Origin of the sequence: Streptomyces sp. NPDC018029, from assembly GCF_044327655.1 — a bacterium.
Classification (GTDB): Bacteria; Actinomycetota; Actinomycetes; order Streptomycetales; family Streptomycetaceae; genus Streptomyces.
On record NZ_JBIRFV010000007.1, the window covers coordinates 463,069 to 476,999 of the forward strand.

9 protein-coding genes are annotated in these 13,931 nt (G+C 72.5%); 5 read left to right on the forward strand and 4 right to left on the reverse strand.

Translation table 11 applies throughout. The features are described 5' to 3' along the window. Nucleotides 1-78: 78 nt before the first annotated feature. Nucleotides 79-1,170 (reverse strand): cell division protein ZapE, encoded by a 1,092-nt coding sequence (gene zapE, locus ACH4D5_RS23480; protein WP_398305797.1) that lies wholly within the window; start codon nucleotides 1,168-1,170, stop codon nucleotides 79-81. 36 nt (nucleotides 1,171-1,206) lie between these two features. Between zapE and ACH4D5_RS23485 the strand changes: the two genes are divergently transcribed. The 4 genes from ACH4D5_RS23485 (at nucleotide 1,207) to msrB (ending at nucleotide 4,586) form a co-directional block, all read left to right on the forward strand. Beyond that, nucleotides 1,207-2,043, forward strand: a complete 837-nt coding sequence (locus tag ACH4D5_RS23485) for a pyrimidine reductase family protein (RefSeq protein ID WP_398305800.1) — start codon at nucleotides 1,207-1,209, stop codon at nucleotides 2,041-2,043. A gap of 136 nt (nucleotides 2,044-2,179) precedes the next feature. Further along, entirely contained in the window at nucleotides 2,180-2,662 is a 483-nt protein-coding gene (locus ACH4D5_RS23490; protein ID WP_398305803.1) for an indole-3-glycerol phosphate synthase, read from the forward strand. A 90-nt stretch (nucleotides 2,663-2,752) separates the two neighbouring features. Then, the gene (murC, locus tag ACH4D5_RS23495) at nucleotides 2,753-4,165 is read left to right on the forward strand and encodes a UDP-N-acetylmuramate--L-alanine ligase (protein ID WP_398305806.1); all 1,413 of its coding nucleotides are present in this window, start codon (nucleotides 2,753-2,755) and stop codon (nucleotides 4,163-4,165) included. Nucleotides 4,166-4,178: 13 nt separating this feature from the next. After that, a complete protein-coding gene (gene msrB / locus ACH4D5_RS23500) occupies nucleotides 4,179-4,586 on the forward strand; it encodes a peptide-methionine (R)-S-oxide reductase MsrB (protein ID WP_398305808.1) in 408 nt (135 codons plus the stop codon). A gap of 368 nt (nucleotides 4,587-4,954) precedes the next feature. Here msrB and ACH4D5_RS23505 read toward each other — a convergent pair whose 3' ends face one another. Next, nucleotides 4,955-7,993: an AfsR/SARP family transcriptional regulator gene (locus ACH4D5_RS23505; RefSeq protein WP_398305811.1), complete on the reverse strand. Its 3,039-nt coding sequence runs from the start codon at nucleotides 7,991-7,993 to the stop codon at nucleotides 4,955-4,957. Nucleotides 7,994-8,237: 244 nt separating this feature from the next. On the opposite strand from ACH4D5_RS23505, the gene ACH4D5_RS23510 reads away from it, so the two are divergent. After that, nucleotides 8,238-10,739: a tetratricopeptide repeat protein gene (locus tag ACH4D5_RS23510; protein WP_398305814.1), complete on the forward strand. Its 2,502-nt coding sequence runs from the start codon at nucleotides 8,238-8,240 to the stop codon at nucleotides 10,737-10,739. A gap of 351 nt (nucleotides 10,740-11,090) precedes the next feature. Here ACH4D5_RS23510 and ACH4D5_RS23515 read toward each other — a convergent pair whose 3' ends face one another. Beyond that, nucleotides 11,091-12,347, reverse strand: coding sequence for a hypothetical protein (locus tag ACH4D5_RS23515; RefSeq protein ID WP_398305817.1), 1,257 nt, complete (start codon nucleotides 12,345-12,347; stop codon nucleotides 11,091-11,093). 144 nt (nucleotides 12,348-12,491) lie between these two features. Further along, the gene (locus tag ACH4D5_RS23520) at nucleotides 12,492-13,802 is read right to left on the reverse strand and encodes a M28 family metallopeptidase (protein ID WP_398305820.1); all 1,311 of its coding nucleotides are present in this window, start codon (nucleotides 13,800-13,802) and stop codon (nucleotides 12,492-12,494) included. Nucleotides 13,803-13,931: the final 129 nt, after the last annotated feature.

Genomic DNA, 13,931 nt, shown 5'->3' on the forward strand with positions numbered 1-13,931 from the left:
TTCCGTTTCACGTGCCGACTTCGCGCGCCGTCCCGTGTCCCCGCCGGGGCCCCGCCGGAGGTCTCCGCCGGAGCGGGGCTACTCGCCGACGAGGCCCTTCGCGTCCCGCGCGAGCGCCGTGAGCCGCGAGATGGCCCGGAAGTACTTCTTCCGGTATCCGCCGTTCAGCATGTCCTCGCTGAAGAGCCGGTCGAAGGGCACACCGGAGGCGAGCACCGGTACCTCTCGGTCGTACAGCCGGTCGGCGAGCACCACAAGGCGCAGGGCGGTCGACTGGTCGGGCACCGGCGTCACGTCGGTGAGGCAGACGGCGGCGAGCCGGTCGGTCAGCGCGCCGTACCGGCTCGGGTGGACCTTGGCCAGGTGTGCGAGGAGGTGCGGGAAGTCGTCGAGCGAGGCGCCGTCGGTGGCGTACGCCGCCTTGGTGACCTGCTCCTCCGAGTACGGGGCGGGCGCCTCGGGCAGGCCGCGGTGGCGGTAGTCCTCGCCGTCGATCCGCAACGCCTTGAAGTGGGACGACAGGCCCTGGATCTCCCGCATGAAGTCCGTGGCCGCGAACCGGCCCTCGCCGAGCTTGCCCGGCAGCGTGTTCGAGGTCGCGGCGAGCGCCACGCCCTGCTCGACGAGCTTGGAGAGCAGCGAGGAGACCAGGACCGTGTCGCCCGGGTCGTCGAGCTCGAACTCGTCGATGCAGAGCAGCCGGTGACCGCTGAGGGTGCGCACGGTCTGCTGGAAGCCGAGCGCGCCGACCAGGTTCGTGAGCTCGACGAAGGTGCCGAAGGCCTTCTGCTCGGGCGCGGCGGGCGCCGCGTGCCACAGGGAGGCGAGGAGGTGGGTCTTGCCGACGCCGTAGCCACCGTCGAGGTAGATGCCGCGCGGGCCCGCGGGGGCGGCGGCCTTCCTCTGGAACCAACGCTTCCGGCCGGAGCCGGAGGCGTGCGCCCCGCCGAGCCCCGCCGCGAAGCCGCTGAGGACGCGGACCGCCTCGGTCTGGCTCGGCTGGTTCGGGTCCGGAATGTACGTATCGAAGCGGACCGAGTCGAAGCGCGGCGGCGGCACCATCTCGGCGACCAGTCGGTCGGCCGGGACGTGGGGCTCACGGGCGCAGAGGGACAGCGGAGCCACTTCGGCTATGGGGCGGTGCCCGGAGGCGGCGGAGGAGGACGACACGGTTCCCCAGCTTAAGGGGCGTGCAAGACTGCGGATATGCGACGCCTGTTCCCTGTGACCGACCAGACAGCAGACCAGACGGCAGATCGGACGGCGGACCGGACTGCAGATCGGACAGCAGACCGGACGCCCCCTCGGACGGATGAGACGGCCGACCGGGAGTGGAGCCTCGACGAGCTGGCCGACGCCTACGCCTACCCCGAGGGGGAGACGACCTGGCTGCGCGCCAACATGGTGTCCACCCTCGACGGCGCGGCCCACCACGACGGCCGCGCCCACCCGATCTCCGGCGACACCGACATGCGGATCTTCGGCACCCTGCGCAGCCTCGCCGATGCCGTGGTCGTCGGCGCCGAGACCGTCCGCAAGGAGGGTTATCGCCCGGCGAAAGCACGTGCGGTCTTCGAGCGGCACAGGGCGGCGGCCGGACAGACGGCGGCGCCCGCCATCGCGGTCGTCAGCGCCGGTCTCGACCTGGACTTCTCGCTTCCGCTCTTCACCGCGCCGGTGACGCCCACGCTCCTGGTGACCGGGGCCTCCGCGCCCGCCGACCGGATCGCCGCGGCGGAGAAGGCCGGCGCCGTCGTGGTGATCGCCGGCGAGGGCGCGACCGTGGAGCCGGAGCGGGTGGCGCCCGCCCTGGCCGAGCGGGGTCTCACCCGGCTGCTCACGGAGGGCGGGCCCCGCCTTCTCGGGCAGTTCGTGGCCGCCGGGGCGCTGGACGAGCTCTGTCTGACGGTGTCGCCGATGCTCACGGCGGGGGACGCGCAGCGGATCGCGGGCGGGTCCGCTCTCCAGGTCCCCGCGCGCTTCGCGCTGGCGTCCGTACTGGAGGAGGCCGGGTTCCTCTTCACCCGATACCGTCGAACCTGACAATCAGCGGAATCAGCCGTTCCGTTTGGCTTCGGCTGGGCACACTAGATCTCGCAGACCCCGTGCGGCCACGGGGCAGGATGGTTTCCGCAAGGGCCTCAGGACGCGGGGCCCACGGATGAGAAGGGCGCCTGGCGTGTTCACAAGCGTATTGATGATCGAGAAGGCCCTGACCTCCGCCGACGTGGAGTTCGTCACCACCTTGCACGGGGACGAGCCGGTCGCCTTCCACGTACTGCTCCAGCCCAGGGGCGATCAGGCGGACCGGCTGCTGCGGGCCATCGACGACGTTGCCCTCGGTGAGCTGGACGAGGCGGCGCGCGAGGGCGAGACCCCGGAGGGCGAGGAGGCCACGGGCCCCGGCGAGCAGGCGCTGCGGGTCTCGCTGACCGCGCTGCGCGCGGCCGGCTGCGCGGCGCAGGGGCGGCTCATCGAGGACCACCCACTGGATGCGCTCAAGACCCTGGTCGAGGACGCCGGCGCCGACGAGGTGATCGTCCTGACCGACCCGCACTACGTGGAGGAGTTCTTCCACCGGGACTGGGCCTCGCGGGCGCGCCACAAGGTGGGCGTCCCGGTCCTGAAGCTGTTCTCGCACAGCCTGGCCGACGAGGCGTAGCCGGGAGCCGGGTGCCTCGGGCGTCGTGGGCCGCGCGAGGCCATAGGCTGGGGCCTGCTCAGTCGTCGTAACACCAGGGGAGACACACGCATGGCACCCGGCCTGCCCCAGTCCATGGCCGACATGGACCGACCGCACTTCATCGGCATCGGCGGCGCCGGAATGTCGGGCATCGCGAAGATCCTGGCCCAGCGCGGCGCCAAGGTCGCGGGCAGCGACGCCCGCGAGTCCGCCACCGCCGACGCGCTGCGCGCGCTCGGCGTCACGGTCCACATCGGCCACGACGCCGCGCACCTCGCGTCCGACGCGACCTGCGTCGTCGTCTCCTCCGCCATCCGCGCGGACAACCCCGAGCTGGCCCGCGCCGCCGAGCTGGACATCCCGGTCGTGCACCGCTCGGACGCCCTCGCGTCGCTGATGGACGGCCGCCGCCCGATCGCGGTGGCGGGTACGCACGGCAAGACGACCACGACGTCGATGCTGGCCGTCACCCTCGCCACCCTCGGCCTCGCCCCGTCGTACGCGATCGGCGGCGACCTGGACGTGCCGGGGTCGAACGCGCTGCACGGCGAGGGCGACATCTTCGTCGCCGAGGCCGACGAAAGCGACCGCAGCTTCCACAAGTACGCGCCCGAGGTCGCCATCGTCCTCAACGTGGAGCTCGACCACCACGCCAACTACGCGTCGATGGACGAGATCTACGAATCCTTCGAGATCTTCGCGGGCAAGATCGTCCCCGGCGGCACGCTGGTCATCTCGGCGGACCAGCCGGGCGCGGTGGAGCTGACCAAGCGCGTCCGGGACCTCGGACAGCTCAAGGTCGTCACGTACGGCGAGTCCGAGGACGCCGACCTGCGCATCCACAAGATCACCGCGCGCGGCCTGACCAGCGAGGTCACTGTGCTCCTCGACGGCAAGCTGCTGACCTTCACGGTCTCGGTGCCCGGCCGCCACTACGCGAACAACGCGGTCGCGGCCCTCGCGGCCGGCATCGCACTCGGCATCCCGTCCCGCAACCTCGCGGGCGCCCTGAAGTCGTACACCGGCGTCAAGCGCCGCCTCCAGCTCAAGGGCGAGGCGGCGGGCGTCCAGGTCGTCGACTCCTACGCCCACCACCCGACGGAGATGACGGCCGACCTGGAGGCGATGCGCTCCGCCGCGGGCGAGGCGGGCGACTCCCGCATCCTCGTCCTCTTCCAGCCCCACCTCTTCTCGCGCACCCAGGAGCTGGGCACGGAGATGGGCCAGGCCCTCGCCCTCGCCGACTCCTCCGTGGTCCTCGACATCTACCCCGCCCGCGAGGACCCGATTCCCGGCATCACCAGCGCCCTGATCATCGACGCCGCCCGCGCGGCGGGCGCCGAGGTCGCGGCCGCGCACGACAAGGCGGAGGCCGTGCGGATGATCGCGGGAATGGCGAAGCCCGGTGATCTCGTTCTCACGATGGGAGCGGGCGACGTCACGGACCTCGGCCCGCAGATCCTGGCCGAGCTGTCGAAGTAAGGGGTTCAGAGTCATGTCGTACGACGTCGAGAAGCCGGACGAGCAGTGGCGCGCGGAGCTGACCCCGTCGGAGTACGCGGTCCTGCGCCAGGCCGGCACGGAGCCCGCCTTCGTCGGTGAGTACACCGACACGAAGACGAAGGGCGTGTACTCCTGTCGCGCGTGCGGCGCGGAGCTGTTCACCTCGTCGGAGAAGTTCGAGTCGCACTGCGGCTGGCCGAGCTTCTTCGACCCCAAGGACACCGACGCGGTCGAACTGGTCCAGGACACCTCGCACGGCATGGTCCGCACGGAGGTGCGGTGCGCCCGGTGCGGGTCGCATCTCGGGCACGTGTTCGAGGGGGAGGGGTATCCGACCCCCACGGATCAGCGGTACTGCATCAACTCGATCTCGCTGCGCCTTACGCCGGACGAGGGCTGAGCCTCTCCGCGCGGGCACGGCGACGGGGTCTCCGTCGCCGTGCCGGGTCGCCGTCAGGCGCGAGGTGTTCCCGGATGGGGAGTCGCCGTCCGGGCGGAGGCCTGGGCGGCTTCTGTTTCCTCGGTGAACTTAAATGCAGAGGGCATGCAGATCAATGCTCCCACGGCAAAGGCGATGGCCGGGACCACCAGGAATAGCGGGACCTTCTTCGGGCGTCCCGCAAAGTGCTTTCGTGCCATGCGCTGACGTTCTCCGTTACTCAATAGTAGTCCGGGGCGGCGGTATTTCGCTGCCCGCCGGAATCAAAGCGCAGGGGCGGCACGCGACGCAAGAAGTTCGCCGAATCTCCCCATCCGCTTTTTTTGGGGCTAATCCGGAACGGAGAATTCCGCCCGGACCTCGGCGAGAGCGGCCCGGGCGCGCGCCGCTTCGTCCGCCGCCCCCGTGCGGTCCGCGGCGGCCACGGCGGCGGTGAGGTGGGCAGCCGCCGAAGCCGCCCGGCCCAGGCGGTGCTCGGCCGCCCCCAGCCCGTGCAGGGCCTGCGCCTCCTCGTGCGTCGCGCCGATGCTCCTGGCCAGTTCGAGGGCGCGCGTGTGATGCTCGGCCGCCTCACGGAAACGGGCCGCCGAATACAGCGCGCTGCCCATTCCGTGCAGCGTTATCGACGCGTTCCGTCGGTCGCCGAGACGGCGGAACGAGGTCAATGAGTCCTGGTACAGGTCGAGCATTTCGTTGAGTTCCGTCGACGCATTCATGGTGTTCGCCAGATTGACCTGTGCCATGGCGTGTTCCGCAGTGGTACCCGACGTCGCAAGTATATTTCGGGCCTGTTGGAGGAGGTGCCGTGCGGATTCCTTCTGCCCGATGCGGAGGGCGAGGTCGGATAAATTGTTGAGTACGTGCGCCTCTTCGTGAGAGTCACCCACTGCGCGGAATCTCACGAGCGCGGAATGGAAATGCTCGTCGGCGACCTTGTGGTTGCCGAGATAGAGGTGCGTGATGCCTAAATTGTTCTCCGAGCGGGCGATCTGCCAGGGGTCGCCCGAGCGCGTGCGCAGCGCCAGGGCCTCCTCCTGGTCGGCGAGCGCCTCCGGCAGGCGGCCGAGGTTCCACCGCAGTACGCCCCGCGCGTGCCGCACTTCGGCCACCGTCGTGTCGTCGATGCCCCGGGCCGTCCCGAGGGCCCGCCCGAGGGTGACGAGGGCCCGGTCGTAGTGGCCGCTGCGGGACAGCGCGGTGCCCAGGTTGATCAGCGCGTACACCTCGGCCGCCGGCTCGCCCGCGGCACGCCAGTGCGCCGCGGCCGCCAGGTGCATGTCCTGGGTGTGGGCCGAGTACCTCTCCTCGTGGAGGAAGCCCGCGAGCGAGCCGGCGAGCAGCGCCGCCTCGTGCGGTCGGCCGTTGGCCCGGCAGTGGCGCTCGGCCGCGATGAGCCCCGAGCACTCCGCCACCAGCCAGCGCCGGGCGTCCGCGGGGCTGTTCCACAGGGGTTTCCGGTAGGCGGAAACATGGCGGGGCAGATTCGGGCGCGGGCGGCGCGGGGCGATCAGCCGGTCCGCCGCGTCGGATGCCTGTACGTAGAAATCGATCAGTCGATGGAGTGCCTGTTCCCGTTCGGCGGCTGCCAGTTCGGAGGACGCCAGCATGCGCGAGTATTCGCCGAGAAGATCGTGAGTGGTGTAACGCTCGGGTGCCGGTTCCTGGACCAGGTGGGCGTCGAGAAGTCCCTCCAGAACACGCTCCGTACGGTCGAGCGGGAGATCCGCAAGGGCGGCCGTCGTGAATGCGTCATAATCCGGGCCGAGTTGGAGGCCGAGAATGCGGAAAACCGCTCTCTCTTCGGCGTCGAGTGTGTGGTACGAGACCTCGAATGCCCGCGCTATCTCCTGTGTGCCGTCCCGGATTTCCCGCAGTCTGCCGTGGCCGTGCGTGAGCCGGTGCAGCAGATGGCCGGCCGTCCAGGAGGGGCGGGAGGCCAGGCGCCGGGCGGCGAGCTCGATCGCGAGGGGCAGCCGCCCGCAGAGCCGCACGATCGCGGTGACCTCGCGGTCCGGGGCGGCATGAGGCTCGTCGGCCAGCTCACGGAACAGCGCGACGGCGTCCTCCTCGGGGAGTACGTCGAGCAGGACAGGGCGGACGCCGGGGAGCCCGGAGAGCCGGCGACGGCTGGTGACGATCATCAGGGAGGGCGAGGGGCCGGGGAGCAGCGGCCGCAGGTGGTCGGGGTCGGCCACGTCGTCCAGGACGATGACGGCGCGGCGGCGGCTGAGGAGCGTGCGCCACAGGCCGATGAGGTCGTCGAGTTCGTCGGGCAGGTCGCCGGGCGCGATGCCCAGCATCCGCAGCAGCGCCGTGAGGGCGGCCCGGGTGGAGAGGGGATCCTGGCCGGGCGAGTGGGCGCGCAGGTCGAGGTGGAGCTGGCCGTCGGGGAAGAGCGGCTCCAGGCCGCGGGCCGCGTGCAGGGCCAGCAGCGTCTTGCCGACGCCGGCCATGCCGGAGATGGCCTGCAACGCGATCACGGTGCCGGCCGACCGGCCCGGCGCCCTGCCCGCCGCCCGGATGATCGTCGTCAACTCCTCCTGGCGGCCGACGAGTTCCGCGTGCCGGGGCAGGGTGTGCGGGGTGGCGACCCGCGGTTCCCTGCGGGGGAGCAGCTCGCCCAGGGGAGCCCTGGTCAGGATGAGGTGGTGCAGGCGCGCGAGCGCTTCGCCGGGGTCGGCGCCGAGGTGCTCGCGGAGGTGGCGGCGGACGGTCTCGTACACCTGGAGGGCGTCGGCCTGCCGGCCGCAGCCGTACGTCGCGGTCATGAGCTGGGCGGCCAGCGTCTCGTCGCCGGGATGCCGGTCGAGGAGCGCGGCCACGTCGGGCACGAGCTCGGCGAAATGACCCCTGCGCAGCTCGATCCCGAACCGGGTCAGATGGGCGGCCAGCTGCTTCTGCGACAGGGTCGCGCGCACGCTCTCCACCCAGGGACCGCTCAGCCCGGCCAGCGGCTCGCCGCGCCAGAGGGCGGCCGCTTCCCGCAGCAGGTCGAGGGCCGCGCCGTCGTCGGCGTCGTCCGCCAGGGTGCGGGCCCGCGCGGCGAGCTGCTCGAACCGGTGGCAGTCGACCTGCTCCGGGCGGATGTCGAGCAGGTACGTGTGGGCCCGCTGCACGAGCGGTTCGCCGCTGCCGATGGCCCGGAGGCGGCGGCGGATCCGGGCGGCGTACGTGTGCAGGCCCGCGCGGGGTTTGGCGGGCGGAGTGTCCTCCCACAGGCGGTGGATCAGGGTGTCCAGGGAGACCGGCCGGCCCGCGTCGAGGGCAAGGGCCGCGACGATCAGGCGTTCTTTCGCGGAGCCGAGAAGATCGAGACGGCCGTCGTATTCCAGCGCGACGGTTCCGAGGACGCGAATTCCGATCTCCACCAGTGCCCCCGTCCGCCGGCCGGCCTGTGTTCTGAATAGGCGTCAAAGAATCGCATGATGTCAATATCGTTCAAATAGTGGCGCTAGATGGTTCACTTCATTGGCTTGTTTTGGCGTAAACACTCTTCAGTGCGCGGAGTTCGGTCTGACGGGAACGGCGGACGGGTAGGACGCAGGCGCGCCGTGAGAGACGCGGGCGCCTTGTGGGTCACGGCAGGCCGCGGAACGCGGGAAAGGGCGGGCGATGGACCAGGTGACGGCCCCGGAATTGCAGGCCGGCCTGGCGCTGGCGGCCGCTCGCCCTGCGGTGGCACGCGCTTTCCTGGACACCGTGCGCGCCCGGGCGGACACCGCGACGGCCGCACTCGCCGACGCGTGGGCGTCACCGCGGTCCGGCACCGACAGCGAGGAGCTGACCCGGTCCCTAGCGGTCGCCCTGGCCGAACAGGCCGCGCACCGGCCCGGACTCGCCGGGGACCTCCGCGCCTGGCTCGGCGCGGCACTGGCCTGTGCCCCGGCCGATGTCGCCAACGCCGTCGGCGGGGACGCCCGCGTGCACGGAACGGTCGTCCAGGCACACGGCATCCACGGCGGAGTGCACATCCACCCCGCGGCGCCCGGCACGGAACGGGCGCGTGCCGTGCCCCGCCAGATCCCCGCAGTGCCCGCCCACTTCACCAACCGCGAGCGGGAGCTGGCCGCCCTCGACCGGACGGCGGCGACGTCACCGGACGGCCCGGTGCTCGCGGTCATCAGCGGCCCCGCAGGCGTCGGCAAGACCACGTTGGCCCGCCGCTGGCTGCTCGGCCTCGCCGACGCCTTCCCCGACGGGCAGTTCTACGCCGACCTGCGCGGCCACTCCGACAGCGACCCCGCACGCCCGGGCGAACTCCTCGGGCAGCTCCTGCGGGCCGTCGGGGAGGACCGGGTCCCCGCGGACCTCGGGGAGCAGTCCGCCCTGTGGCGGTCGGCCACCGCCGGGGCGCGGATCGCCCTGCTGCTGGACAACGCGGTGAGCGCGGCCCAGGTGCGCCCGCTGCTGCCCGGCGGCGCCCGCGCGCTGACGGCGGTGACGAGCCGGGGGCGCCTGAGCGGTCTCGGCATGGACGGCGCGGCCTTCCATCCGCTGGACGTCCTCGCCACGCACGAGGCGGTGGAGCTGCTCAGCCGCCGGATCGGTGCCGACCGCGTCTCCCGGGAGCCCGAGGCCGCGCTGTCGGTCGCCCGGGCCTGCGCCGGGCTGCCCCTCGCCGTGTGTGTCGCAGCGGCACGCGTGGCGGCGCGGCCCCGGCAGCCGCTGGCCGCGATGGCGGGGGCGCTGGACGGCAGGGGAGGTGGCGGCGCCCTCGACGCGCTGAGAGTGGAGGGGGAGTACGCGGTGCGCGGCGCCCTCGACACGTCGTACCGCCTCCTGCCGCCCGAACACGCCCGCGGCTACCGCATGTTGGGGCTCGCCCCCGTGCAGCTGCTCGGCGTCGAGGTCGCGGCCGAGGCCTGCGCCCTGCGCGGGGACGAGGCGGACCGCCTCCTCGACGAGCTGGCCGAGGTGAACCTCCTGGAGGATCTCGGCCCCGACCCGCGCACCGGCACCGGACGGTACCGCTTCCACGACCTGGTGAAGACCCACGCGGCACAGCTGGCCGCGGACCACGACGGGCGCGCCGACGCAGAAGCAGCGGTGCGGCGCGTCGTCGACTTCTACCTGTACGCCGCGACCGAGGCCGAATCCCTCCTGACCCCCAGCCACCGCATCTTGCCCCGCCGCTACGCCCGGCACCCCGCCCAGCGCCCGCCGTTCACGGACGCGCCCGGCGCGCTCCGCTGGCTCGACGCCGAACGCACCCACCTCATGGCGGCGCTGCGCACCGCGGCGGAGCGCGGCTGGGACGAGACCGCATGGATGCTCGCCGACGCCATGTTCCCGCTCTTCCTGCGCCTGCGTCCGTACGACCTGTGGATCGAGGCCCATGAGATCGGCCTCGCGGCGGCCCGCCGCGCCGGTGACCGGGCGGCCGAGAGCCAGATGCTCACCTCCGGCGGCACGGGCCTGCGCAACGCGGGCCGGCACGACGAAGCGGTGGCCTGGTTCGGCCAGGCGCTGGAGGTGGCGCGGGAGAGAGTGGCCGCGCTGGAGAGCGGCCGGGCGCAGGGCACGGGCTCCGTCGGCCAGGAGGAGCGGACCGCCGCCCGGCGGGCCGAGGCTCAGGCTCTGCACGGGCTCGGGCAGTCGCACCGGCTGGCCGGGCGGCTCGCCGAGGCCACCCGGTACTTCCGGCTCGCTCTGCCGTTGCGCGAGGCGATCGGGTACCGGCGCGGTGCCGCCCTGACCAGGATCTGCCTGGGAGACGTGGCGTTGGCCGACGGGCGTCCCCAGGAGGCGCTGCCCCAGCTGGCCGCGGCCCGGGCGGAGTTGCTGGCCGAGGACGACCCTTACGACGCCGCACGCGCCCTGGCCTTCCTCGGGCAGGCCGCACTGCGGTGCGCGGGTGACGACGCCTCCGCCGTCGAGTCGGCGGAGGCGCAACTGAAACAGGCTGTAAGGGAGTTCGAGGAGACCGGTTCCGTGCACTGGCAGGCGCGTGTGCTGGAGATGCTCGGCGAGGCGGCCGAGGAGCGAAGGGAACCGGAGCGGGCCAGGCGCTGGTACGAGCAGTCCCTGGCCCGCTACGCATCCGTCAGCGCTCCCGACGTGCGGCGGATCCAGGAGCGGCTGCGGGGCCGGGGCGAAGCCCTGGGCCCGGAGTGACGAGTTCCGCGTACCACGCGCACAGCAGCCGCATGACCTCGCGGTGTGTCAGGGCTGCCGCGGCCGGGCAGCGCACGGGTGGGCGGTACGAACGGCGGGCGTGGGGGATCCAGCCGCCCTCCGCCCGGCGCACCACCACCAGCTCGCACCCCGGGTAGCGCCGCAGGGCGCGTGAGGCCAGTGACGCGGCGGCCCGGCACGGGCGCGGACGGCCCGCGTACAGCACGTCGGCGCACTGCCGCCACGTCTCGCCCGTACGGCAGCAATCGCACCCACCGGGCCGACCGGAGCAGCGGCAACCGCGGCAGTCCAGGCAGGCGATCACCGGATCGTCCGGGTCGGCGAGCGCGCTCATGCCGGGAGCTCGCCGGGAGGCGCCGGGACCGGCAGCGGCGGCAGCGACGCCTCGTAGGCGGGCTCGCCGAGTCCGAGGAGCCGGTACATCAACTTCCGTGTGTTGCGGGCGAACCGGCCGGGCTCGGAGGAGATGCGCCGACCGATCCGCGCGTACTCCGCGGCGGGGTACTCGGCCCGCGCGTAGGCGAGCTGCTCATCGAGCGGGTGCACGGGCGAGAGGGCGGGCGCGGTCCTCGCCAGCTCGGCCGCGGGCGAATCGGGGTTGACGTCCGCGGCGGGGAAGCGGGCCAACAGGACGGCCGCGCGGGTGAGAGTGGCGTACAGCGTGACGGAGCCGTGGTCGCCGATCACCCAGTCCGCGGCGATCAGCGGCACCCGCCAGTCGGTGTCCGGCGGCAGGACGACGATGCCCCGGCGCCGGGCGGCGGCCAGCCAGGACCGCACCTGCCAGTCGCCGTGCCCGGACCAGACGTTGGGGTGCACCAGGACCGCGACCAGATGGCGGGCCGGGTCGAGCTCGGTCAGGAGCCGGGGCAGCAGGGCGTCCAGACGGTTGAACGACGAACCGAGACCCCAGGTCGAGGAGACGAGGACCAGGCGCTGCCCGCGGCGCAGCCCCAGCGCCGCCCGGTACCGCCTCCGCAGCGGCAGGCTCGCCACCAGCCGGTCGTGGCAGGCGTCCCCCACGACTTCGCTGACGGGCAGGGCCTCCGGGCATGTGCGGGCGAGCGTGGCCAGCTCCTCGCGGTGGGCGAGCGCCAGCGCCTTCGGCACCACCTTCCCGTGCCGCGTCAGATACTGCCGTCCGAGCTCGCCGACGGTCCGGGGCGCGCCCGGGTCGCGGTCGTCCGTGAGGCGGGACAGTTTGATGTGTCCCGCGCCGTGCGGCATCCGCAGCAGCGGGCCCCGCAGCCGGTGGACACCCTGGGAGCCGGCCGCGAGGACGAGGTCGAACTCCATGCGCAGCGCCGCCTCCCACGGCAGGACCGTGTCGCCCAGGGCGCGCAGCACGCGCTCCGCCCCGGCGTTGAAGGCGTGGGGCGCGATCGTGAAGTGGGTCTGGATCCGCAGGTCCGACTCCAGGAGCGGGAGCAGATCCCGCAGCCGGCCGCCGTACACCTCGGTGTGCACGACGACCAGCACGCGCTTGCAGTCGGTCAGGGTGAGCCACTGCGCGTCGTGCCCGGATCCGGGGCGGAGCCCGGACCCGGGTAACGGCTTCGTCGCGACGGCTCTGCTCTCAACCACCATGGTGCCCCCCGGTGTTGTGTTCTCCTGATGGACAGGACGCTTCGGGTCGGGGGTGCCCCGGAGCGCGGGCGGAAAGCTTGCGCGAGGCTTGCGGGATCCTTGCAGGAGCCGCCCGCAGGCGGTTCGCCCAGCGGTTTCAGTGCCTCAGAACGTCAGCTTCCAGCTGTTGATGTAACCCGTGTCCTGCGCGGCGACGTCCTGGACGCGCAGTTTCCAGGCGCCGTTGGCCGGCTCGCTGGACGCGTCGACCGTGTACGTCGCGATGACGTTGTCCGCCGAGTCGTTGCCGCTGGAGTTCTTCAGGCGGTACGCCGTGCCGTCGGGCGCCAGCAGGTCGACGACCACGTCGCCGCGCCAGGTGTGCCGGATGTCGACGTCGACCTTGAGGGTCGCGGGCGCGTTGCCGGTGCGGCCGGTCACGTCCACCGTGGACGTCACCGCGGGGCCGTTGTCCGGGACGGCGACGTCCGTGGTGTTCTCGTACGTGTCGCCGGGCGGGACCGTGGTGCCTGCGCCGAGGGTCCAGACCGCGTGGGCGATGGCGTCGCTGTTGCGGTCCAGGGCGGTGTCGTTGATGTTCGACGTGGTGTCGCAGGACGAGTGGTAGCAGCGGTCGAAGGCCTGGCCGGCCGTGCCGCCCCACTTCTGCGCCTGGGCACTGGACTTGGCGCGTTCGGCGCCGGTGAAGAGACCGCCGACCGGGATGCCGACGTTCTTGAACGGGGCGTGGTCGGAGCGGCCGTCGCCGTCGGTCTCGATCTCCGTGGGGACGTTCAGGCCCGCGTAGAAGTCCTTGAACGTCTTCTCGATCGTGGGGTCGTCGTCGTAGACGAAGTAGCCCGGGTTCGGCGATCCGATCATGTCGAAGTTCAGATAGCCGCTGACCTTCGAACGGTCCGCCGTCGGCAGGTTGTTGACGTAGTAGCGCGAGCCGACCATGCCCAGCTCCTCGGCGCCCCACCAGGCGAACCGCAGGTGCTTCGTCGGCTTGAGCTGCGCGCGCGAGACGGCGAGCGCGGTCTCCAGGACCCCGGCCGAGCCGGAGCCGTTGTCGTTGATGCCGGGGCCCGACGAGACGCTGTCGAGGTGGGCGCCCGCCATCAGGACCTGGTTCGCGTCGCCGCCCGGCCAGTCGGCGATCAGGTTGTAGCCGGTGCCGCCGCTCGCGGTGAACTGCTGGATGCGGGTGGTGTATCCGGCCGCGTCCAGCTTCGCCTTCACATAGTCGAGCGATGCCTTGTAGCCGGGGCGGCCGTGGGCGCGGTTGCCGCCATTGGCCGAGGCTATGGACTGGAACTGGGAGAGGTGCGCCTTGACGTTGGCGAGCGGTATGTCGGGCGCCGCTAGCGTGGGCGAGGGGGCGGCCGGCGCGGCGACGGCGGGCGCGGCGGTGGCGAGCAGGCCGCCGATGGCCAGGGTGGCGGCACCGACGGCCGCACGTCTGAAGAGGTTCATGTGGGGCTCCGTATTCCGAACAGCGAGAGGGACGGAACGTGCGAGGCGCCCCGCGACGCGGGTGCCGCGGGGCGCCTTTGGAGCTGTGCGTTGCCTGATGTTGAGGGCGCGACGACCCACCGTCAAGAG

Bases quoted from the DNA above. Each gene is read 5' to 3' on its own strand.
- ACH4D5_RS23515 (WP_398305817.1), bottom strand. From the start codon at position 12,347: ATGGTGGTTGAGAGCAGAGCCGTCGCGACGAAGCCGTTACCCGGGTCC.
- msrB (WP_398305808.1), top strand. From the start codon at position 4,179: ATGTCGTACGACGTCGAGAAGCCGGACGAGCAGTGGCGCGCGGAGCTG.
- murC (WP_398305806.1), top strand. From the start codon at position 2,753: ATGGCACCCGGCCTGCCCCAGTCCATGGCCGACATGGACCGACCGCAC.
- ACH4D5_RS23485 (WP_398305800.1), top strand. From the start codon at position 1,207: ATGCGACGCCTGTTCCCTGTGACCGACCAGACAGCAGACCAGACGGCA.
- ACH4D5_RS23510 (WP_398305814.1), top strand. From the start codon at position 8,238: ATGGACCAGGTGACGGCCCCGGAATTGCAGGCCGGCCTGGCGCTGGCG.
- ACH4D5_RS23520 (WP_398305820.1), bottom strand. From the start codon at position 13,802: ATGAACCTCTTCAGACGTGCGGCCGTCGGTGCCGCCACCCTGGCCATC.